Genomic DNA, 22,879 nt, shown 5'->3' on the forward strand with positions numbered 1-22,879 from the left:
AACAACGGAGCTTTTCTTATTTTTAATTTTATATTTAATGTATTAATTATTAGCCAAAACTAAACCAATCAATCAAAAATCAAAATGAAATTAAAATCGTTTTTAGCAATAACCCTTCTTATAATTAGCTTTACTGCCACCAGCCAAGCCTCAAAAAAACTCAGCAAACCCGAAAAAGATTTCGAAACTTTTTGGACCGCATTTAAGGATAATTATGCTTTTTTTAAACTTAAAAAAGTAAACTGGGATGATACTTATAAAAAGTTTCGTCCTTTAGTAAGCTCAAAAACGAAAGAAAAAGAACTTCTTGAAATATTTGAAGAAATGATTACGCCGCTAAAAGATGGTCATATTACAATTTCAAAAGGAGATGAAGTCGTTTATAAAGTAAAAAAACAATCGGCTTTTCTTGACGAATTTAAAGGAATAGAAAACAAATTATGGGAAACCAGTTTTACCACATTAGAAAACAATGGTTTTTCGAAAATCAAAGGCAGCGGACCAATATTCAAAAACAATTATTTGTACAATTCTGCCAAAAGCAATGATATAGGGTATATCCGCATTTCAAGATGTTTTGGAAATCTTGAAAGCCTTTTTGATGATAATAAAGAAAAAGAAGATATCCAATTAATGCTTACACTTTTCGATAGTATATTAAATTCCTTTGCTGAAACAAAAGCTATTATAATTGATATGAGATCAAACGGCGGCGGTCATGGCGGTGATCTTTTAGCATCCAGATTTGCATCTGAAAAAAGAATAACGCATTACAAAAGCATTAGACAAAAAGGAGATTATGAAAACTTCACTAATCCCGAACCAATTTACATAAGCCCAAATGAAGGAATACGATATTTAAAACCTATCGTGATTTTAACGAACGACAAAACTGCAAGCTCCGCCGAAGATTTTACCATTTCATTGTATCAGCAGCAAAATGCTACTACAATAGGAACCAACACCTCTGGAATGATGTCGGATATGTTTGGCGCTGATTTATCGAATAAAATTTCTTTCACCCTATCGAATCAGCGATATTATTCAACCAATAACGAATTGCTTGAAGATGTTGGTGTTCCTGTAAAAATCGAAATCAAGAATACCAAAAAGGATATTGAGAACCAATCTGATCCAGTAATTTTAAAAGCGCTGGAAGTTCTAAAATAACTCATTTACAAGATAAATTTTACACAAAAAAGGCTGTCTTTTTCGGACAGCCTTTTTTTATAATAGAATTTGAGATTATTTACTCAAATACATTTTTCTTCTAGAGTACAATTCGTAGAATTGATCGTCTTTTAAGTCGTCAATAAACAAGATACTTTCTCCAGTTGATTTCATTTCAGGTCCTAATGCTTTGTTTACATTCGGGAATTTGCTGAAAGAGAAAACCGGTTGTTTGATTGCATAACCGTTTAATTGCGGGTTGAAATCAAAATCTGTTACTTTATTATGACCTAACATTACTTTAGTAGCGTAATTTACATAAGGTTCTCCGTAAGCTTTTGCAATGAACGGAACTGTTCTAGAAGCTCTAGGGTTTGCCTCGATAATGTAAACTGTATCATCTTTAATCGCAAACTGGATATTGATTAATCCAACTGTTTTTAAAGCTCTAGCAATTTTATGTGTATGATCTTTAATTTGCTGCATTACAAATTCTCCTAAGTTGAAAGGAGGCAACGTGGCATTACTATCTCCAGAGTGAACTCCACAAGGCTCAATGTGCTCCATAATCCCGATGATGTAAACATTTCCATCAGCATCACAAATGGCATCAGCTTCAGCTTCGATTGCTCCCGCTAAGTAGTGATCCAGCAATAATTTGTTTCCTGGAATTGCTTTCAACAAATCGATAACGTGCTCTTCAAGCTCTTTTTTGTTGATTACAATTTTCATTCCCTGACCTCCTAATACATAAGAAGGACGAATTAAAAGCGGGAAATCTAAAGTATCTGCTAATTTTGAAGCTTCATCTGCTGTTTCAGCTATTCCAAATCTTGGGAAAGGAATGTTTAATTCAGTCAATAAGTCAGAGAAACGTCCTCTATCTTCTGCTAAATCAAGTGCGTCAAAACTAGTTCCAATAATTTTTACTCCGTATTTAGAAAGTTTATCAGCTAATTTAAGCGCTGTTTGTCCTCCTAACTGAACGATTACACCTTCTGGTTTTTCGTGCTGGATGATATCATAAATATGCTCCCAGAAAACTGGTTCGAAGTATAATTTATCAGCAGTATCAAAGTCTGTAGAAACTGTTTCAGGATTACAGTTAATCATGATCGTTTCATAACCACATTCTTTTGCTGCTAAAACTCCGTGTACACAAGAGTAATCAAATTCGATTCCTTGTCCAATTCGGTTTGGTCCAGAACCTAGAACGATCACTTTCTTTCTGTCTGTTACAATACTTTCGTTATCCACAAAACGTTCTCCATTTGCTTTTTCAATTTCAGCCTCAAAAGTTGAGTAATAATATGGAGTCAACGCTTTAAATTCAGCCGCACAAGTATCTACCAATTTAAATACACGGTTGATTTTTTGTTCCATACGTAAAGTGTGCACTTCACTTTCCAAACAATTCATCATGTGCGCTAATTGTCGGTCAGCAAAACCTTTTTGTTTCGCTTCAAGCAATAATTCCTTAGGAAGATTAGAAACTTTGTAGTTTGAAATTTCTTTTTCTAAAGTATAAAGCTGCTCATATTGTTTTAAGAACCACATATCGATTCTTGTGATTTCATGAATGGTACTCAACGGAATTCCCATTGCGATTGCATCGTAAATTACGAAAACACGATCCCAGCTTGCATGAGTCAGTTTGTCGATGATTAATTCGTAATCTTTGTATCCTTTTCCATCAGCACCTAAACCATTTCTCTTAATTTCAAGAGATTGAGTGGCTTTGTGAAGTGCCTCTTGAAAAGAACGTCCGATTCCCATAACCTCCCCAACCGATTTCATCTGAAGACCTAAAGTTCTGTCTGAACCTTCAAATTTATCGAAGTTCCAACGTGGTATTTTTACAATTACGTAATCTAAAGTTGGTTCGAAAAGAGCCGAAGTAGATTTTGTAATTTGGTTTTGTAATTCATCTAAGTTGTATCCTAAAGCTAATTTAGAAGCAATTTTTGCAATTGGATATCCAGTTGCTTTTGACGCTAAAGCAGAAGAACGAGATACACGAGGGTTGATTTCGATGGCCACGATATCTTCTTTTTCGTCTGGCGAAACTGCAAATTGTACGTTACATCCTCCCGCAAAGTTTCCGATACTTCTCATCATTAAGATAGCGTAGTCACGTAATTTTTGGAAAGTGGTATCCGATAATGTCATTGCTGGCGCTACTGTAATCGAATCTCCTGTATGGATTCCCATTGGGTCCATGTTTTCTATTGAACAGATAATTACAACGTTGTCATTTTTATCTCTTAAAAGCTCTAATTCGTATTCTTTCCATCCCATTAAAGCTTTGTCAATTAAAACTTCATGGATTGGAGAAGCTTCTAAACCACGAGTTAAAAGCTCATCAAAATCTTCTTTTTTGTAAACCACAGCTGCTCCAGTTCCTCCTAGTGTAAACGAAGGACGAATTACAAGCGGGAAACCAAATTCTTGAGCAATTTCTTTTCCTTCTAAGTAAGAAGTAGCTGTTTTTGCCGGTGCAGTTGGTACGTTGATTTTTTCTAAAAGCTGTTTAAACTGTTCTCTGTCTTCAGTAATATTAATTGCATTTACGTCAACACCAATTAATCTTACTCCGAAATCTTGCCAGATTCCTTTTTCCTCAGCTTCCAAACACAAGTTTAAGGCTGTTTGCCCTCCCATCGTTGGTAAAACAGCATCAATTTGTGGATGTTCCTTAAGAATTTCAATAATCGATTTTGTAGTTAATGGTTTCAAATAAATATGATCGGCCATAGATGGGTCGGTCATAATTGTCGCTGGATTTGAGTTAATCAAGATAACTTCAATTCCTTCTTCACGAATAGAACGTGCAGATTGAGAACCTGCATAGTCGAATTCGCAAGCTTGACCAATAACGATAGGTCCTGAACCTATTATTAAAACGGATTTAATTGATGTGTCTTTAGGCATTTTTTATGTATTGTGTAGTTATATAAGTGCTTTAAAAAACTTTTCTAGTGTGCTAAAAACTAGAAAGTTGAGAAAATTTTTACCGACAAGGTATAAAAAAAGGCGATACTAAGAAAGTAATCGCCTTATGTATGTTTATAAAAACATTATTTTTTGTGTCTAGGTTCGCTAGAAACAGTTAATTTATGTCTTCCTTTTGCTCTTCTACGCGCTAGAACTTTTCTTCCATTCGCAGAAGCCATTCTGTCCATAAATCCGTGCTTATTTCTTCTTTTTCTTTTCGATGGTTGAAATGTTCTTTTGCTCATTGCTTTGTATCTTTAAAAATGGTATCTATTAACTCTTTGTTTTGGTTTTGGATATCGTTGTTCAAAAACCGAGTGCAAATATACAAAGACTTTTTTTTCTGGCAAGTAGTTTTATAAAAATATTTTTAATTCCTTTTACTATATTTGCAATAACAAATATACATCTATTATGTTTAATAAAATTATCAAACTTATTTTAGCCGGACTTCTTGTAGTTGCAGGGATTTGGCAAATTATCGATAAAGAAACCGGAAATGGTATTTTCCTTATATTATTGTCTGCTATTCCAATTTTTCTTTATTTTAAAAACGAATTTATCCTTTTAGCCTTCCTTAAATTAAGAAAACAAGACTTTGAAGGCGCTAAAAAATGGTTAGCATACATCAAAAATCCTGAAACTGCTTTAGTAAGAAAACAACAAGGGTATTTTAATTACCTTCACGGAATAATGTTATCGCAGACCAATCTTATTCAGGCCGAGAAACATTTCAAAAAAGCAATTGAACTTGGATTATCAATGGATATGGATTTAGCGGTTGCTAAATTGAATCTTGCCGGAGTTGCCATGTCACGCCGTAGAAAACTAGAAGCAACGAATTTATTAAACGAGGCAAAGAAATTAGACAAACAGGGAATGCTGAAAGATCAAATCTCTATGATGAAAGAACAAATGAAGAAAATCTAAATTTCTTTTAAATTACAATATTAAAAAATCCCAAATTCCAATTTTCTGGCGTTTGGGATTTTTTATTTTAAATTGTGGAGTTTGGATTTTAGATTTATGCTTATTTTATATTCTCATATAGAAGTCATAGGACAGAATACTTAACCAATTCAGTATGTATTTACTTTGCATGTCCTTCGACTTCGCTCAGGAAGACAAAACTTCATTGTTACTTCATACAAATCTTTGTCAAAGTTTTAAACTTTGATAAAGATCAAAAACGTAGAATTTGGAATTTGGGATTTAAAAAATTTAGAATTTAAACCTTTTAATCTCCCAATATAATAGAAGGCAGATTTTCATTCAGCCATTTGTATTTATTCAGAATCATAATATGCGATCCTCCTTTTACCACAATACAGCTGTTGATGTATTTTATTGGAAAAACATCATCTTTATCACCGTGAATATGAATCACATTTTCGTCAACTTTATCTCTGTCCCATAAAATTACTGATTCGACAGCCCATTGCAGGTAATTAAGGTCACGAACTGCTAAAAACTTCTCGTATAATTTAATTCGTTTGTTTACTTTTTCTCCAAAAGAGTATTTCGCCAGACTTTCGATGTTCAAAATTAGTTTCATCGGAATGAGTCTATAGGCTTTTGTTTTCTTCCCTATTTTCATTCTTCTCGGAAATTCAACATTGCTTCTAACACTTGAAATAATAATTACTTTTCGTGCTTTGATGTGTTTTGCGATTTCCTGAACCAGAATTCCTCCAAACGAGACTCCTATCAAAATAGGATTTTCATGTTTAATGTTTTTCGAAATTCGGAGTGCATAATCTGATAATGGTTCTTTTGGATGCGGAATCTGCCACTCCAAAAGGCACGTTTCAAAAATAGATTCATCTAATTTGATTCTTTCAAATATAGCCGGACTTGCAGCGAGACCAGGCATAAAGTATACAGGAATTTTACTCATTTGCCAGAAAAAAAAGGATTATTGTACTTGGTTTAGTTTTTTTATGTTAAAGATACTTCTTTAAACAATATATCCTGCAAATCTTACACCACAATTCACATTAAACCAATTGCATCAATAATATATAGTATGTGTTCTATATATTAAATCTTTTAGAAAACAATTCAATATTGAAAATCAATTAATTAACTTTGCAATCTGAATACTTCATATTCAGCGCCTTATTTTTAAGGATTTTATTTGATATTATTTTCACGTTCTTTTTCTAATATTTTTATCCACCCCAAAAACATGACAAATATGGAGCCTAATGAAACTATGGAAATCAAAGACAATACTTTTGCCAGACAATTTGAAACCATGGTCCCTGAAGGATTATTAAGCGTAGAATATTCATTTCAGGAAAAAAAGATTTTCTTAACCAAAATTAACACACCGGAAAACTATGAAAACCAGTCTGTAATTGACACTCTTCTTAAAAATATAATGGAATTAAGCATAGAGAAAAAATTCAGAGTTGTGCCGATTCATCCAAAAATCGCAGCTTTTTTCAAAAGAAATCCTAAATACAAAGAATTATTGCCTCCAGGAATCCGAATTTAAAAATCACCGATTACCCAAAGCCATAATCCACCGATTATCATATATATAAGAAGCATTACAAGTCCGGTTACCAAACCTTTAACCCACCAGCTTTTTAAATCCACATATCCGCTTCCGAAAAACACGGGAGCCGGACCATGTCCGTAATGCGTTAAAGTTCCGTAAATCGATCCCATAAATCCCAGCATAAAAGCCAATAGCAGTCCCGGAATTCCCAGCGAAATACCCACTCCTAAAAGTGCTGCATACATGGCTGCCACGTGAGCCGTTGCACTGGCAAAAAGATAATGACTGAAAAAATATACCAATATAATAATAGGAAAAGCCATTTGCCAGCTTAATCCACCTATTTCGGCTTTTACAACGTTGCTGAACCATCCTATAAAACCCAGCTCATTAAGCGAACTGGCCATCATTACCAAAACCGAAAACCAAACAATAGTATCCCAAGCTCCTTTTTCGGCTTTTACATCATCCCAAGTTAAAACTGAAGTTAGGAGCAGAATCACTAAACCAATAAAAGCTGTTGTCGTAGCATCAATAGAAAATAAATCGCCCGTCATCCATAAAAATAATAGAATAAAGAAAGTCAACAACATCATCCATTCGTTACGGGTTATCGGTCCCATTTCATTCAATTTTTGAGCTGCGATCTGTGGAGCATCTCCTGTTTTCTTTAATTCTGGCGGATAAATTTTGTACAGCACAAACGGAATTACAAAAAATGCACACAAACCCGGAACAATGGCTGCGGCCGCCCAAGACATCCAAGTAATTTTAATTCCTAAATTTAAGGCAAACTTCTGACACATCGGATTACTGGCTGTTCCCGTTAAGAACATAGAAGATGCTATTAAATTCATGTTGTAACAATTCAATGTTAGATAGGAACCTAATTTTCGATGTGTTTCGGGTTGTTCGGGCATCGAACCAAAGTTCATTGACATTGATTTCATAATTGGATATATAATTCCGCCGCCTCTTGCTGTATTACTTGGTACCGCAGGCGCTAAAACCAAATCAGCCAAACCGAGACCATACGCCAATCCTAATGAACTTTTCCCAAATATTCGAATAAACAAAAATGCAATCCGGTTTCCTAAACCTGTTTTTATAAATCCTCGCGCTATGAAAAACGAAATTCCGATAAGCCAGATTACTTTATCGCCAAAACCTTTTAAAGCGAGTGTAATTGATTTTCCGGGATCTCCTGGCGCCAAAACCTGTGTAAAAGCCGTCAGAGCAATTGCAATCATGCACATGGTTCCCATTGGAGCTGCTTTTAAAATAATTCCGAGTATGGTTGCCACAAAAATGGCAAACAAATGCCACGCTTCTGCCACAACTCCATTTGGAGCAGGAATCAGCCAAATTGCAATTCCAACAGCAAGCGTAATGAGGGTTTGAGGAATTTGTACTTCTTTCATAAAAACAGGTTTTTAAATTAAAGTCGGAGCTGTAATTGTATCAGGAATAAATTGTCATTATAGTATGCCGAATCAGGAATGTTTCTATCAAATCGGTCAATTTCAAATCCCATTTCGATTCTTCCTAAATAGGCTTTTCCAAATTCAAGACTTATCATAGGCGTGTAAGTCTGTCTCACATTTGAATCTACTTTATAACTCGGATCAAATGTTTCATAGCGGCAAGACAATTCCAGAGAAGTTAGTTTTTTATAATTTACGACATATCGAAGATTCGGAAGAAAATAAATTCCGCGCATTTGATAGTCGGCAACATTTGGCGTTCTGCTTTCTGCGGGAAGTGAAAAATACAAATTGTGATTAGTTCCCTGCTTATACTCAATCTGGAGATCAAAAGTAAATCGATCCGTCAGTTTAAAATCACTGGTAATATCAGCTCCAACCGCAAAGACTTTTTCTTTAAATACTTTCCCATAACCACCGTTTAAACCTAAATTGATTTTGTGTGTTTTAGATAATTCAAAAACCCATCTTGTAGAATACTGCTTTCCATTGTCTTTATCCATTTCTTGATTCTTCCCATTTCCGTTTAAAACTGAAAGAGCATAATTCACAGGAATCTTTCCAATATCAAAAGCCCCAGTTGCCGAAGCGCCAATTTGAAAACTGGTCCAGCCATTTTTTCCAAATTCGTAATATTGATTAGAGAAATCAAAGGATTTTATGATATCAACCGGAACTAATTCCTCGATACCAAAAGCAGGACGAAATTGTCCTCCTGTTAAAGCTATGTATTTATTAAAGGTATACTTTCCGTAAGCGTTTTCAAGAACCTTTCCCTTTGTATCTGATTTAAAATCGGCGAGGTTTACCAATATCACTACTTCGGTGGCTTCACTTAATTTGGTATTAAGTCCAACACGCATTCTTTTAATATCAAAAGAACTTTGTGTAACATCGCCTGTAGAATGATGCATTCCCAAAACAGCGACATTATCTCCAAAACTTTCAAGATATCTGGCCTGCAAAAGACCTTTAAATTGAAACTGTGGATACTTCCCAATTTCTTCAGAACTTTCAGCTTGATTCACATCGCCTTGAGCGTTCATAAAAAATGGAAGTAATAAAAAAACAAAAGCAATTTTTATTAGTAAAGTTTTATTCATACACTTTCTGAAATAAAAAATTAAACTTCGTTCCAACTGTCTAAAACAGTTTAGAGAATGTCTTTTGGAAATATACAGCCAAATTAACAAAAAAATCTTACAATTGTAATTAGTTACAGTAAAATATCAATGCCAAATTTTATAAACTAAAAAAGGCATAAGAATCAACTTATGCCTTTTGGTTATTTTTTATATAAAGATTACTTCTCTATTTCTCTTAAATTCTCCATTTTCTTGTGAGCAAGGAATCCTGCAACATCTTCGAAATGTTCTTTTACTCGTTTATTACCGAATTCAAAAACTTTAGTTGCTAATCCGTCAAGGAAATCACGGTCGTGAGAAACTAAAATCAAGGTTCCGTCGAAATCACGCAAAGCATCTTTGATAATGTCTTTTGTTTTCATATCCAAGTGATTCGAAGGCTCATCCAGAATCAACAAATTCACAGGCTCCAACAATAATTTAATCATTGCCAAACGCGTTTTTTCTCCTCCCGAAAGTACTTTTACTTTTTTAGTGATATCATCTCCTTGAAACATGAATGCTCCCAAAATATTTTTAATCTGAGTTCTAATGTCTCCTACAGCAATACTATCAATAGTTTCAAAAATGGTGGCATTTTCATCTAGTAAAGCCGCTTGATTTTGAGCGAAATATCCAATTTGTGCATTATGACCAATTTCAACGCTTCCAGAATCAACGCCGATTTCTTTCATAATCGCTTTGATCATAGTTGACTTTCCTTCTCCATTTTTCCCAACAAAAGCAACTTTCTGTCCGCGTTCGATTACGATATTGGCATCTTTAAACACAACATGATCGCCATACGATTTAGACATTTCTTTTACGATAACGGGATATTGTCCAGAACGTGGTGCTGGCGGGAATTTCAAACGCAATGCCGATGTATCTACTTCATCAACTTGAACAATTTCTAATTTTTCAAGCATTTTTACACGAGACTGAACCGCATCTGTTTTTGAGAATGTTCCTTTAAAACGCTCGATAAAAGCACGGTTTTCTGCAATCATTTTTTGCTGCTCGTCGAAGGCTTTCTGCTGATGAATACGACGGTCTTTTCTTAATTCTAAATAATGCGAATATTTTGCTTTATAATCGTAGATCCTTCCCATTGTTACCTCGATAGTACGATTGGTAATATTATCTACAAATGCTCTATCGTGCGAGATTACAACAACTGCTTTTGCTTGATTTAAAAGGAAATCTTCTAACCATTGAATACTTTCGATATCCATGTGGTTGGTAGGCTCATCCAGCAAAATCAAATCTGGTTTTTGTAAAAGGATTTTTGCCAATTCGATTCGCATTCTCCATCCTCCTGAAAATTCAGAAGTCTGACGTGTAAAATCCTCTCTTTCAAATCCTAAACCAACTAATATTTTTTCGACTTCAGCTTCGTAATTTACTTCTTCGATTGCATAAAATTTCTCGCTTAAGTCCGAAACTCTTTCGATTAATTTCATGTATTCATCACTTTCGTAATCTGTACGAACAGTTAACTGCTCATTGATTTCGTCAATTTCGGCTTTCATTTTAAAAATCTCACTGAATGCTTTTGAAGCTTCTTCCATAACAGTTGCTCCATCTTCAGTAAGCAAATGCTGAGGCAGATAAGCAATAACAGCTTCTTTTGGAGCTGAAATATTTCCAGTCGACGGTTTATTAACGCCTGCAATAATTTTTAAAAGTGTCGATTTTCCCGCACCATTTTTACCCATAAGGGCAATTTTATCGTTTTCATTTATCGCGAAAGAAACATCGCTGAAAAGTGTAGTTCCGCCAAACTGAACTGAAATATCGTTAACTGTAATCATTTGTTTTTTTGTGATTTTGTGTACCCGGTTAATCGTTTAACCGACTACCGTTTTTTTTCGTGCTGCAAAGATAGATTTTAATTTAGATAATGTGCCAATGAGACAATTAGAAAATTTGAGAATGTGTCAATTAGATAATTTTCATGCTTGTGTAAAAACAAAAACCCGATAGTTTGGCAAAACTATCGGGTTTAAAAAAATTATCTAATTTTCGAATTGACTAATTATCTAATTAATCCTTTCTCCATTTTTTGGTTTCTTCAAAAATGTGTTCTAAGATTGCCGCTTCTGTTTCGTCGAATTCAATATTTCTGCGGCTCATTACTAATCTTGCGGTTTCAAAAGCCTTTTTAGTCACATAAGTTGTAAATCCCGCTGCACCGCCCCAAGAAAAACTCGGAACAAAATTACGAGGAAAACCAGATCCGAAAATATTGGCACTTACACCAACCACAGTTCCGGTATTAAACATCGTATTGATTCCGCATTTACTATGATCTCCCATCATTAAACCACAAAACTGAAGTCCGGTCTTAGCAAAACCTTCTGTTTCGTAGCTCCATAATTTTACTTCTTCGTAATTGTTCTTCAGGTTTGAATTATTAGAATCTGCACCAATATTACACCATTCTCCTAAAACAGAATCACCTAAAAACCCTTCATGTCCTTTGTTTGAATTTGCGAAAAGAACGGAGTTTTTAACTTCTCCTCCTATTCTAGATCCAGGTCCAACAGTTGTTGCTCCGTACACTTTAGCAGACATTTTCACCATTGCATTTTCGCATAATGCAAATGGACCGCGAATTACAGCTCCTTCCATAATTTCGGTATTCTTACCTATATATATAGGTCCAGTCGATGCATTTAAAGTTACAAACTCTAGTTTTGCCCCTTCTTCAATAAATACATTTTCAGGCGCAATAACATTTACGCTTTTCGGAATTGGCTGTGATTTTCTGTCTTCTGTCAAGAAAGCAAAATCGGCACGAATGGCTGCATCATTTTTTGAGAAAATATCCCAAGTATGTTCAATCGTAAGACATTCATCTGAATATTGAATGATGTCGTATGTATCAAAATCAACTTCTTCCTGATTTTCTGATGAGAAAAATGCAATTACATCATCTCCTTTAAAAATAGCTTGATTGGGTTTTAAATCAGAAACCAATTCTGCCAGCGTATCATTTGGGAGATACGCCGCGTTAATCATTACATTTTCTTCCATTTCTACCATTGGGAATTTGGTAGAAAGATATTCTTCTGTAATGGTTGTTATAGTTGAACCTAAACGAGCTTCCCATTTTTGACGAATGGTCATGATTCCAACTAAAATATCAGCGACAGGTCTTGTAAAAGTAAAAGGTAAAAGTGCATTCCGGACGGGACCGTCAAAAAGAATGTAATTCATAAAATTAATTTAATGTGTTAAAATTTGTTTGGTTACCGGAACCAAAGTTACAAATATTTATGCGTTTCATTCTATATGTTTTTTCTGATAATCACGAATTCACGAATTATTTTTTCATAATCATTCTTCAATAAAACTGGAAGGAAATAAAATTCGTGAATCCGTGGCTATTAAAAAATAACCCATAAAAAAAGCCTTCCAGAATTGGAAGGCTTTTGTATAATATAAAAACAGCTATTATTTTTTAGCGTGTTTAGCGTATTTAGTTTTGAATTTATCAATACGTCCTGCAGTATCGATAAGTTTAGATTTACCAGTATAAAATGGGTGAGATGTTCTAGAAATCTCCATTTTTACAACTGGATACTCAACTCCGTCAACTTCAATTGTTTCTTTTGTATCTGCAGTAGATTTAGTGATAAAAACGTCATCATTAGACATGTCTTTAAATGCAACTAATCTGTAATTTTCTGGGTGAATTCCTTTTTTCATCTTTTCGTTTTATTTATTGTTTGGAGTATTTTTATTCTGAAGCTTTCCATATTTGAAAAGGTGTAAACAAAACAATACTCTTTTTGTTTTAAAAATTTAATTATTTTTGAGTGTGCAAATTTACAATTCTTTTTTAATAAACAAATAGTTAGCTCTCTTTTTTTTAGTTTATTTCGAAAAGCTTTTTTTATCATTGAATATATGGGGAATTACTATATTTGTGGATTAATTTTAAAACACATAGAAATATGATTAATGAAGTTATAAAAAAGAACGGTATTACGTATGGTGTAATTATTGGAGTAGCATCTGCTTTGGTTACTGCTATTATATATAGTGTTGATTTAAATTTATTCACCGCTTGGTGGATGGGATTAATTGGTATAGCTATAAGCATTACTTTAAGCATCATTTTACTTTCTAAAACCAAAAAAGAATTAAACGGTGTTTTTTCTTTTAAAGATGCGTTTACTACTTATTTTATAGCTGCCGTAATTGGTATTTTAATTTCTACTTGTTTTAATATTGTCCTATTTAATTTCGTTGATCCTGCTGCAAAAGATGCCTTAAGCGAGATCATGATAAAATATACGGTGGGAATGATGCAGAAGTTTGGTGCTCCTGCTTCTTCAATTAATGAAACCATTGATAAAATGAAAGAAACAAATCCTTATTCGACTTTCGAGTTATTAAAAGGATCTATTTTTGCTATGGTATTCAGCGCAATCTTTGGCTTAATTTTCGCCGCATTTTTCAAAAGCAAAACTACTCAAGAATAAAAAACATAAATGAATTTATCTATACTTATACCGCTTCTAAATGAGGAGGAATCACTAAAAGAACTCTATACATGGATTATTAAGGTGATGCAGTCTAACAATTATTCTTATGAAATCATTTTTGTGGATGATGGAAGTACAGATGATTCGTGGAAAATTATAGAAGGTTTTTCTAATGAAAATCCGAATGTAAAAGGCATTCGTTTTATGAAAAACTTCGGAAAATCTCAAGCTTTACATGCTGGTTTTGCAAAAGCTAAAGGTGATGTAATTATCACTATGGATGCCGATTTACAAGACAGTCCGGATGAAATTCCTGAATTGTATGAAATGATTGTAAATCAGAAATACGATTTGGTTTCGGGCTGGAAAAAGAAACGTTACGATTCTGTTGTAGCAAAAAATCTTCCTTCAAAATTATTTAACTGGGCGGCTAGAAAAACATCGGGTGTTGAGTTAAATGATTTTAACTGCGGATTAAAAGCTTACAAAAATGTTGTGGTAAAAAACATTGAAGTTTCGGGCGAAATGCACCGATACATTCCGGTTTTGGCTAAAAATGCCGGATTTGGCAAAATTGGCGAAAAAGTAGTTATTCACCAAGCCAGAAAATATGGTGAAACTAAATTTGGAATGGAGCGTTTTATAAACGGATTCCTGGATTTAATCACGATTTGGTTTCTATCAAGATTCGGAAAAAGACCTATGCACTTATTTGGCGCAATGGGTTCGCTAATGTTTATTATCGGATTTTTATCTGCCGGCTATATTGGAGTGTCTAAATTATTCCACATGTACAATGGCATGAAATACAGTTTAGTAACCAACAATCCTTGGTTTTTTATTGCTTTAACCACAATGATTCTGGGAACTCAGCTTTTCTTGGCAGGATTCTTAGGCGAAATTATTTTAAGAACAAAAAACAACGAAGCGCGTTACAAAGTAGCTCGAGAGGTTAATTTTTAGTAAAGAAAATCCTTTTGCGTTAGTTCCGATAGTTATCGGATTAAAATTATTTTTTAAAGAAACCTATCTTTAATTAAAACATTTAAAAAAACATTACATGAATATAGCACCTAATATATTAAACGCTGTAAACGAATGGTTAACACCAACATTTGATCAGGAAACACAAGCTGCTGTCAAAGAATTAATGACAACTTCTCCAAAAGAACTTGAAGAGAGTTTTTACAAAAACTTAGAGTTTGGAACTGGAGGAATGCGCGGTGTAATGGGAATTGGAAATAACCGAATCAACAAATACACCCTTGGGAAAAATACTCAAGGATTATCGGATTATTTACATGAAGTTTTTCCAAACGAAGCTTTAAAAGTTGTTATTGCTTACGACTGCCGTCATAACAGTAACACCTTAGCAAAAGTTGTTGCTGATGTTTTTTCAGCAAACGGAATCCAGGTTTATTTATTTTCAGACTTAAGACCTACTCCAGAATTATCATTTGCTCTTAAACATTTAGGATGCCAATGCGGAATTGTTTTAACAGCTTCACACAATCCACCAGAATACAATGGCTACAAAGTATACTGGCAAGATGGCGGACAAATTGTTCCTCCGCAAGATGCAGCAATCATTAAAGTAATCGAAAATTTAAGTTACGATAAAATCAAATTTAACGCCAACGAAAGTTTAATTCAATATATCGATACTGAAATTGACAAAGCGTTTATAAAATCATCTATCGAAAACGCAAGTTTTAATACTCCGGCTGAAGCCAAAGACAATCTTCACATTGTTTTTACTTCATTGCACGGAACTTCTATAAAATCAATTCCAGATGTTTTAGCTCAGGCAGGCTACAAAAATGTTCACATTGTTCCTGAACAAGCTATTCCAGATGGAGATTTCCCAACTGTAAAATCACCAAATCCTGAAGAACCAGAAGCATTAACAATGGCTTTGGCTTTGGCAGATAAAACAAATTCAGATATCGTAGTAGGAACTGACCCTGATTGCGATCGTTTAGGAGTTGCTGTTCGTAATAACGATGGCAAAATGATTCTTCTTAACGGAAACCAAACTATGGTTTTAATGACTTCTTTCTTATTGAAACAATGGAAAAAAGCTGGTAAAATCAACGGAAAACAATTCGTAGGGTCAACTATTGTTTCGACACCAATGATGATGGAATTGGCAACAAGCTACGGGGTTGAATGTAAAGTTGGATTAACAGGATTTAAATGGATCGCTAAAATGATTAAAGATTTTCCTGAACTTGAATTCATCGGAGGTGGTGAAGAAAGTTTCGGATTCATGGTTGGCGATGCTGTGAGAGATAAAGATGCTGTTGCGGCAACTTTATTAATCTGCGAGGTAGCTGCTCAAGCAAAAGCTGCTGGAAGTTCTGTTTACAAAGAACTTTTACAACTTTATGTTGAAAATGGTTTCTACAAAGAATATCTAGTTTCATTGACGAAAAAGGGAATGGAAGGTTTAGAAGAAATCAACCAGATGATGATTAACTTACGCGAAAATCCTTTGAAAGAAATCAACGGACAACGTGTCATTATGGTAGAAGATTACCAGTCATCTATCGCCTTGAATTTGTTAAACGGCGAAGAGTCAACAATGGACATCCCGAAATCGAATGTACTTATTTATTACACAGAAGACGGTTCTAAAATTTGTGCAAGACCAAGCGGAACTGAACCTAAGATTAAATTCTACATCAGTGTAAATGCTGAAATTGAATCAGTTTTAGAATTTGATGAAGCCGAAAAATTCTTAGATCAAAAAATACAAAACATCATTGCAGACATGCAATTGAATTAATAAAACATAAATAGATTCTTTTAAAACCCGATATGTTTCTCTAAACTATCGGGTTTTAATGGTAAAAAACACCAAAATGAGTAATTTCAAAAAAATAGTTCCTTTTATATACCCATATAAAAAATATGCATTCTTAAACATTTTCTTTAATGTTTTGTATGCGCTTTTCAGTACACTTTCGTTTGTTTCATTAATTCCGATGATTCAGGTTTTATTCGATCAAACCAAAAGAAATACTGTAAAACCTGTGTATGAAGGCATCATGCATATTAAAGATTATGGCGAGAATTATTTGAGCTATTTCATAACCAAAACAACTGATAGCTATGGAGTAGGTTATACTCTTGGAATTATGGTTGCCGGAATCATCAGCATCTTTTTATTGAAAAACTTATGCGATTATATGGCAATGTTTTTTATTAATTTCCTTAGAAACGGAATTTTAAGAGACATGCGTAACGCTATGTATAAAAAAACACTTGAACTTCCACTGGCTTTTTATTCTGAAAAAAGAAAAGGAGATGTTATCTCTAGAATCTCTGCCGATGTAAACGAGGTTCAAACTTCTTTTTTGGCAATTTTAGAGCTTATTGTAAAAGAACCTTTAACGATTATTTTTACCATCGTTACAATGTTTGCTATCAGCATTAAACTGACTGTTTTCGTGTTTGTTTTTATTCCAATTTCAGGATATTTAATTTCTTTGATTGGAAAACAGCTTAAAAAACAATCTACTAAAGCACAGCAGGAACAAGGAACATTTTTATCTACAATTGAAGAAACAATTGGCGGATTAAAAGTAGTTAAAGGATACAATGCCGAAAATTACTTCAACAATGTTTTCCAGAGTTCAACAGATCGTTTCTTTAAATTATCAAACAGCATCGGGAACCGTCAGAACTTGGCTTCTCCTGCGAGTGAGTTTATGGGAATCACAGTAATTGCAATTTTACTTTGGTATGGCGGACAAATGGTTTTAATTGACAAAACACTTGCAGGTGCTTCTTTCATTGCTTATATGGGATTGGCTTATAACATTCTGACTCCAGCAAAAGCTATTTCTAAAGCTTCATACGGGGTAAAAAGAGGAAACGCTGCAGCAGAACGTGTTCTTGAAATTTTAGATCAAGAAAATACCATTGTTTCTAAAGAAAACGCAGTTGAAAAAACCACTTTTGATTACAATATCAGCGTTCAGAATATCAACTTTAAATATGAAGAAGAAACCGTTTTAAAAGACTTTTCTCTTGAAATTAAAAAAGGACAAACTATTGCTCTTGTTGGACAATCAGGAAGCGGAAAAAGTACAATTGCCAACTTATTGACGCGTTTTTATGATGTACAAGACGGTTCTATTTCAATTGACGGAACTAACATAAAAGACATCAGCCTGCATTCTCTTCGCAGTTTAATGGGATTGGTTACTCAGGATAGTATTTTGTTTAATGATACTATTAAAGCAAACATTGCATTAGGAAAATTGGATGCTACAGATGATGAAATTATTGAAGCGCTTAAAATTGCTAATGCGTATGAATTTGTAAAAGAATTACCAAAAGGAATTTATACTAACATTGGCGACAGCGGAAACAAGCTTTCAGGCGGACAAAAACAGCGATTATCAATTGCGCGCGCCGTATTGAAAAATCCTCCAATTATGATTTTGGATGAAGCAACTTCTGCACTAGATACTGAAAGCGAAAAATTCGTTCAAGTAGCACTTGAAAATATGATGCAGAATAGAACTTCAATTGTAATTGCCCACCGACTTTCAACTATTCAAAAAGCCGATGTAATTGTAGTAATGCAAAAAGGCAAAATAGTCGAAAAAGGAACTCACGATGAATTAATTGCCCACAACGGAACTTATAACAAACTGGTAACCATGCAGTCTTTCGAATCTTAGAAAACCCATATTCCAGTTCATTTTACCAACACAGATTAAGGAAACATTAAAACTAAATTTAATTTCTTTAATCTGTGTTTTATTTTATAACTTTAGGTGAGAAAAATAAGTCATTTAATTGCCTTTAAAATGTATCTTACCAACCCAAACATCAAACTGCCGGAAGATCCTGATACTATCGTTTGGAAATACCTTGATTTATCTAAATTTCTTGACCTTTTACTTTCTAAGAAACTCTTTATGTCGCGTTCCGACAAATTTGAGGATCAATATGAAGGTACTTTCAGCGAACCCACTTACGAAGAGATTAAAAAGCTCGCTATTGACAATCCCGACTTTTTAAATTACTACAAAACCCATCGTGAACAAGTAGCAGTAAGCAGCTGGCACATTAACGAATACGAATCGTTTGCCATGTGGCAGATTTTTACCAAAAACCACGAAGGATTAGCTATCCAGTCTACTATTAGCAGATTGCAGAAAGCTGTAAAACCCGAAAACAATTTTGATCAATATATTGGTGAAGTAAATTACATTGACTACAAAAAAGAATACATTCCGTTTGAGGATTTATTTTTTCCTTTTCTATTTAAAAGAAAAAGCTTTCAATACGAAAGAGAAGTCCGCATTCTAACTGATACTTCAAAAAGCGGACTCAAATTAAATGACGGACTCAAAATTAATGTTGATATCAATCAATTAATTGAGAAGATTTACATTCATCCAAAATCTGAAAACTGGTATAAAAAACTTGTAATCGAATTAGTTGAACGTTTAGGTTTTGGTTTCGAAATCGAAAAATCAGATTTAGAAAGTGATATTCTTATCTAAGGTTCTAAGATACTAAGATTCTAAGGTGCTGAGTTTTTCTTATTGTGACTTAAATAAAAGCCGCGTAGAATAAAATTCTACGCGGCTTTTATTTTTTTTCAATTTACATCAGATCTTAGAATCTTAGTATCTTAGAACCTTAGCAACTTTTATTTTCAATCTACATCAGATCTTAGAATCTTAGCATCTTAGAACCTTAGCACCTTTTAAATAGGCTTATAAGACTTCACTTCCCATTTCTTCGAGGCCAAATCTATATAATTATAATGCAAAACATCGTTTTTATCAAACTGCCCGTTTTGGTTGGTATCTTCGATCGTTCTAAAATACAAACGGTTTTTAGATTCGATTAAATTCCAATCTACTAATTCTTCTAAATCAGCTGAAACTTTTGTAAAGTTTTCTCCGCTGATATTACTTAAATACAATGTTTTAATATCGCTGGTATCAATTTTTCCGTCTTTGTTGGTATCAGAATCTGTTAAAGTATATACCATTACTTTATTCTGAGTTTTATCTGCAACTGTTTTTAAGTACGTAGCAGTTAAAATTAAAACTGGTTTCTCAGATAAAGGACGAATCGAATCTGAATCTGTTTTTTGGAATTTCAAATTCTGCAGATATCCTGTGATTTCGTATTCGCCTAAATTAGAAATCGTAAAACTTACATCATTTACACTTGAAGATCCGTAACGTGCTTTTGAACCTCTTTCCAAAACTCTCAAATCTCCAACAGGATGAATTAAATAATCTGTTCCTTCCATCTGAATCGGTAAATCAGCGATTTCAATTTGAGTCGTATCAGTCTTTGTAATACTTACTTTGTTTGAAACATCATAACTTACCTTCGGTTTCTGCACTTCTTCACGACAGCTGATTAAGGTTCCGATAATTGCTAAGGCTATATATTTAAAATACTTTTTCATCTGCATAGGTTATATTCGATTATCAAATATACTATTTTTGATTGTAATTTTTGTTTTTATTGAATTTTACTAAGGCAAAGATATTGAGAAGAAGAAGTCCTGAATATCCTAAACGAATTAATTTCTATTTTTAAGCAAAAGGAACTTGAAAAACACATTCTTTTTTCAAGCTTTCCTAAATCATAATCTGGCATTTAACTTAACGTTAAAAACCCTAGAAGTCATATAATTTGGAATTGCATATTGATTTTTAGAATACACATCGCGAACCCAAGTATTGGTTATCGCATTTTGATTATTAAACAAATTGAAGATTTCTAAACCAAGTGACAGTTCTTTAAAATTCTTAAGCCAGCTTGTTTTTAAATTTTGGTTACTGCTGTCTACAAAAACTTTTGCAAAACCAATATCTGCGCGACGGTAATCATTTAGTCGGTTTTGAAATAAATACGGATCTGAATATGCCGGCGCACCGCCTGGCAAACCAGTATTATAAACCAAATTTAAATATACTTTTACACTTGGAATATTTGGCATATAATCTTGAAACAGCATGGCAAATTTCAAACGCTGATCTGTCGGACGTGCGATATAGCCTTTATTTTCGTAATTTTCTTCGGTTTTCAAATATCCAAAACTCACCCACGACTCGGTTCCCGGAACAAATTCTCCATTTAATCTAAAATCAAGTCCCTGCGCATATGCTTTTGCATTATTATTGGCTACATAACGAATTCTGACATTATCAATCGAATATACATTTACATCCGAAAGCGATTTATAATACAATTCCGTAACCCATTTAAAAGGACGATTCCACATTTTAAAATTGTAATCGTTACTCAAAACCACATGAATAGCCTCCTGTGCTTTTACATTCGGATTTACTACACCATCCAAATCACGAAGCTCCCTATAAAATGGCGGCTGATGATACAATCCTCCCGAAATCCTGAAAACCATATCTTTTTCCCAATCTGGTTTTATAGCAAACTGCGCACGTGGACTTACCACAAATTGCGTTTTACCTTCTTCTAAAGCTCCTTCAACATTCCATCCTTGAAAACGCGCTCCAAGATGGTACCAAATCTGGCTTGATCCTAACTCCGATTGTTTGTTCCACTGTGCATATCCCGAAAATCGGTTTATGGTATTAAAATTTGTTGCTCGAATATTTTGATATGGCAAAAGCGGACCTGTATAAGGCGAATACGGCTGATTATTTTCTGGCAGAATTACTAATGGAGGATTAATCGAAAATCCTGCCGAGTCAATTACTTCCCACTCTACTACTCTATCTCGTATGGATTCTCTGGTATATTTTAATCCAAATTCAAGCTGGCTTTCTTTCCAATCTTTTGCCCCTTTTAATTCTATATTTGCAATCAAAGCGTCAAGATCGTTTCGGGCATGATTAAGCTGAGAACCAATACCGCGTGTAAAATCAATAGAAGAAGAATTTGTTGGATTTTCTGTATCAATATTTCCCAAACGATATTGCGCCAGAATATCAAAATGTTCTTTCTCAGTTGTATGAAATAACGAACCAATCAATTTTAAAGTTAATGACGGAGAAGCTTTATAGGTGGTTTTAAAAGCTCCAAAATAGGTATCGTATTGATCTTTTTCCTGACCTTCATAATATACTGCAAGCGCCATTGGCTGATCGGCAGTTCCAAATTTTGTTTCTCGTGTTAAAGGCTGGTATAAATATTTATTTTGAGAAATATTTCCTAAAAAACTCATCTGCCATTTTTCAGAAATATCGTAATTGACATTTGTTTGAATATCGGCAAAAGTTGGTGTATAATTCGTCTGCGTATCCTGACTATTCACGAGCAAACTGTTATTTCGATAACGAACTCCTGTAACGGCAGACCATTTTTTATTTTTAGAAACCAAATCAACTGAAGCACTTCCGCCTAAAAAACTAGCTTCAAGTAAAGCCCCAAACTGAGTTGGCTTTCGATACGTAATATCCAAAACCGATGATAATTTATCGCCAAACTTTGCCTGAAATCCTCCAGCCGAAAAATCAACGTTTTGCACCAAATCCGTATTAGTAAAACTCAAACCTTCCTGCTGTCCCGAGCGAATTAAAAACGGACGATACACTTCAACTTCGTTTACATACACCAAGTTTTCATCATAATTTCCGCCCCGCACCGCATATTGCGTACTCAATTCGTTATTTGAATTTACTCCGGGAAGTGTTTTAAGAATATTTTCAATTCCGGCATTAGCGCCAGGAATCTTTTTTATCGTTGCCGTTTCAACTGTCGTAATTCCTTGAACTCTTTTTCTGTTTTTAGATGATACAAAAACTTCTCCCATTTGTTCCTGAGAATTATTCATCACCGGATTAAAAACAAAAACTTCATCAGGTTTTAAATTCACAGTCAAACTAATCATTTTCAGCGAAATGTGTGTAAAGAGTATAGAAGCCTTTTTATTAGAAACCACGTCAATCTGAAAAAAACCATTTGCATCAGACTGCGTGCTGTTTTTACCCGATGTAATGTTTACATTCGAAACAGGACGATTGTCATTATCTAAAATAATTCCCTTTACATGTGCGCTTTGGGCAAATGAAATACAAGTAAAGCACAAAAAGAGTACAGCGAATATTAACCTGTTTCTATTCAAGGATTTGG

18 protein-coding genes are annotated in these 22,879 nt (G+C 34.0%); 8 read left to right on the forward strand and 10 right to left on the reverse strand.

The features are described from left to right. Positions 1-84: 84 nt before the first annotated feature. Positions 85-1,170, forward strand: coding sequence for a S41 family peptidase (locus P2W75_RS20605; protein WP_276381921.1), 1,086 nt, complete (start codon positions 85-87; stop codon positions 1,168-1,170). Positions 1,171-1,245: 75 nt separating this feature from the next. On the opposite strand, the gene carB is transcribed toward P2W75_RS20605, so the two are convergent. After that, positions 1,246-4,101, reverse strand: coding sequence for a carbamoyl-phosphate synthase large subunit (gene carB, locus P2W75_RS20610; RefSeq protein ID WP_207294902.1), 2,856 nt, complete (start codon positions 4,099-4,101; stop codon positions 1,246-1,248). 146 nt (positions 4,102-4,247) lie between these two features. Continuing rightward, on the reverse strand, positions 4,248-4,409 hold the full coding sequence (gene rpmH / locus P2W75_RS20615) for a 50S ribosomal protein L34 (RefSeq protein ID WP_008464848.1): 162 nt from the start codon (positions 4,407-4,409) through the stop codon (positions 4,248-4,250). 169 nt (positions 4,410-4,578) lie between these two features. Between rpmH and P2W75_RS20620 the strand changes: the two genes are divergently transcribed. Beyond that, positions 4,579-5,094 carry a DUF2892 domain-containing protein gene (locus P2W75_RS20620; protein WP_207294901.1) on the forward strand — a complete coding sequence of 172 codons (516 nt, stop codon included), beginning with the start codon at positions 4,579-4,581 and terminating at the stop codon, positions 5,092-5,094. Between the two features lie 307 nt (positions 5,095-5,401). Here P2W75_RS20620 and P2W75_RS20625 read toward each other — a convergent pair whose 3' ends face one another. Beyond that, positions 5,402-6,061 (reverse strand): alpha/beta hydrolase, encoded by a 660-nt coding sequence (locus P2W75_RS20625; RefSeq protein ID WP_207294900.1) that lies wholly within the window; start codon positions 6,059-6,061, stop codon positions 5,402-5,404. A 291-nt stretch (positions 6,062-6,352) separates the two neighbouring features. Between P2W75_RS20625 and P2W75_RS20630 the strand changes: the two genes are divergently transcribed. Beyond that, entirely contained in the window at positions 6,353-6,664 is a 312-nt protein-coding gene (locus P2W75_RS20630) for a GNAT family N-acetyltransferase (RefSeq protein ID WP_239023080.1), read from the forward strand. On the opposite strand, the gene P2W75_RS20635 is transcribed toward P2W75_RS20630, so the two are convergent. The 5 genes from P2W75_RS20635 to P2W75_RS20655 form a co-directional block, all read right to left on the reverse strand. Then, complete coding sequence (locus P2W75_RS20635) at positions 6,661-8,091, reverse strand: anion permease (protein ID WP_276381927.1); 1,431 nt, start codon at positions 8,089-8,091, stop codon at positions 6,661-6,663. The two genes, P2W75_RS20630 and P2W75_RS20635, sit on opposite strands and share 4 nt — an antisense overlap. A 17-nt stretch (positions 8,092-8,108) precedes the next feature. Further along, positions 8,109-9,257 carry a porin gene (locus tag P2W75_RS20640; RefSeq protein ID WP_276381928.1) on the reverse strand — a complete coding sequence of 383 codons (1,149 nt, stop codon included), beginning with the start codon at positions 9,255-9,257 and terminating at the stop codon, positions 8,109-8,111. 200 nt (positions 9,258-9,457) lie between these two features. Further along, positions 9,458-11,092, reverse strand: a complete 1,635-nt coding sequence (locus P2W75_RS20645) for an ABC-F family ATP-binding cassette domain-containing protein (RefSeq protein WP_207294897.1) — start codon at positions 11,090-11,092, stop codon at positions 9,458-9,460. A gap of 232 nt (positions 11,093-11,324) precedes the next feature. Next, a complete protein-coding gene (locus P2W75_RS20650) occupies positions 11,325-12,500 on the reverse strand; it encodes a GlmU family protein (RefSeq protein WP_276381929.1) in 1,176 nt (391 codons plus the stop codon). Positions 12,501-12,737: 237 nt separating this feature from the next. Continuing rightward, complete coding sequence (locus P2W75_RS20655) at positions 12,738-12,992, reverse strand: type B 50S ribosomal protein L31 (protein ID WP_011921626.1); 255 nt, start codon at positions 12,990-12,992, stop codon at positions 12,738-12,740. A gap of 248 nt (positions 12,993-13,240) precedes the next feature. On the opposite strand from P2W75_RS20655, the gene P2W75_RS20660 reads away from it, so the two are divergent. The 5 genes from P2W75_RS20660 to P2W75_RS20680 all read left to right on the forward strand — a co-directional run bounded on the left by P2W75_RS20660 (position 13,241) and on the right by P2W75_RS20680 (position 19,299). Beyond that, a complete protein-coding gene (locus P2W75_RS20660; protein WP_207294895.1) occupies positions 13,241-13,771 on the forward strand; it encodes a DUF4199 domain-containing protein in 531 nt (176 codons plus the stop codon). 9 nt (positions 13,772-13,780) lie between these two features. Then, complete coding sequence (locus P2W75_RS20665) at positions 13,781-14,737, forward strand: glycosyltransferase family 2 protein (RefSeq protein WP_207294894.1); 957 nt, start codon at positions 13,781-13,783, stop codon at positions 14,735-14,737. A gap of 97 nt (positions 14,738-14,834) precedes the next feature. After that, positions 14,835-16,562, forward strand: a complete 1,728-nt coding sequence (locus tag P2W75_RS20670; RefSeq protein ID WP_207294893.1) for a phospho-sugar mutase — start codon at positions 14,835-14,837, stop codon at positions 16,560-16,562. Positions 16,563-16,638: 76 nt separating this feature from the next. Continuing rightward, entirely contained in the window at positions 16,639-18,468 is a 1,830-nt protein-coding gene (locus P2W75_RS20675) for an ABC transporter ATP-binding protein (protein WP_207294892.1), read from the forward strand. A 129-nt stretch (positions 18,469-18,597) separates the two neighbouring features. Beyond that, entirely contained in the window at positions 18,598-19,299 is a 702-nt protein-coding gene (locus P2W75_RS20680) for a DUF2971 domain-containing protein (RefSeq protein ID WP_207294891.1), read from the forward strand. A gap of 206 nt (positions 19,300-19,505) precedes the next feature. On the opposite strand, the gene P2W75_RS20685 is transcribed toward P2W75_RS20680, so the two are convergent. Both P2W75_RS20685 and P2W75_RS20690 read right to left on the reverse strand, forming a co-directional pair. Then, a complete protein-coding gene (locus P2W75_RS20685) occupies positions 19,506-20,225 on the reverse strand; it encodes a hypothetical protein (protein WP_207294890.1) in 720 nt (239 codons plus the stop codon). 180 nt (positions 20,226-20,405) lie between these two features. Beyond that, on the reverse strand, positions 20,406-22,871 hold the full coding sequence (locus P2W75_RS20690; protein WP_276381930.1) for a carboxypeptidase-like regulatory domain-containing protein: 2,466 nt from the start codon (positions 22,869-22,871) through the stop codon (positions 20,406-20,408). Between the last annotated feature and the right edge of the window lie 8 nt (positions 22,872-22,879).

The sequence above is a fragment of the Flavobacterium sp. H4147 genome (assembly GCF_029360735.1).
GTDB lineage: Bacteria > Bacteroidota > Bacteroidia > Flavobacteriales > Flavobacteriaceae > Flavobacterium > Flavobacterium endoglycinae.